Source organism: Vibrio sp. 10N.286.51.E5 (assembly GCF_041469125.1).
Classification (GTDB): domain Bacteria; phylum Pseudomonadota; class Gammaproteobacteria; order Enterobacterales; family Vibrionaceae; genus Vibrio; species Vibrio crassostreae_C.
This window is the reverse complement of the sequence record NZ_JBFRJZ010000133.1, coordinates 1-663: the sequence shown is the minus strand read 5'-3', so window position 1 is coordinate 663 and position 663 is coordinate 1. Positions and strand designations below refer to the sequence as shown.

Below are 663 nucleotides of genomic sequence, written 5' to 3'. Positions count from 1 at the left end.
TGTTAAAGAGCAAGAGTTTTTAAAGCATTAAACTTTCAAAACCATTTTTAAATACACTCAGTTTTCTATTACTAAGAAAAGTGTGCTTAAAGATGGTGGGCGATACCGGGCTCGAACCAGTGACCCCCTGCTTGTAAGGCAGGTGCTCTCCCAACTGAGCTAATCGCCCATGATAGTTTTGATTCCTTCATGGAGAAAGATGGTGGAGCTATGCGGGATCGAACCGCAGACCTCCTGCGTGCAAGGCAGGCGCTCTCCCAGCTGAGCTATAGCCCCATATTTTTATTTCCTTGGGAGGAAATGGTGGGCGATACCGGGCTCGAACCAGTGACCCCCTGCTTGTAAGGCAGGTGCTCTCCCAACTGAGCTAATCGCCCCAAATTTTATTTCCTTGGGAGGAAATGGTGGGTCGTGCAGGATTCGAACCTGCGACCAATTGATTAAAAGTCAACTGCTCTACCAACTGAGCTAACGACCCTTTTTACTTCTTGAAGGAAGTGGTATCCCGTAGGGGAGTCGAACCCCTGTTACCGCCGTGAAAGGGCGGTGTCCTAGGCCTCTAGACGAACGGGACACTGCAATTTATCTCTACTTTAAAAGTAGAAACAAATTTCGAAGAACTTGGGAGTTCTTCATCTCTTTGCTTTTCTAAACCTAATCAAT

Annotated in this window: 5 tRNA genes; all 5 read right to left on the bottom strand. The window is 46.8% G+C overall.

Going from position 1 to position 663, the window contains the following annotated elements:
* Positions 1 to 93: 93 nt before the first annotated feature.
* Positions 94 to 169 (bottom strand) — tRNA-Val (locus tag AB4161_RS23070).
* A 31-nt stretch (positions 170 to 200) separates the two neighbouring features.
* A tRNA-Ala gene (locus AB4161_RS23065) sits at positions 201 to 276 on the bottom strand.
* A 25-nt stretch (positions 277 to 301) separates the two neighbouring features.
* Positions 302 to 377, bottom strand: a tRNA-Val gene (locus tag AB4161_RS23060).
* Positions 378 to 402: 25 nt separating this feature from the next.
* Positions 403 to 478: transfer RNA gene (locus AB4161_RS23055), tRNA-Lys, on the bottom strand.
* Positions 479 to 498: 20 nt separating this feature from the next.
* Positions 499 to 574 (bottom strand) — tRNA-Glu (locus tag AB4161_RS23050).
* Positions 575 to 663 lie beyond the last annotated feature (89 nt).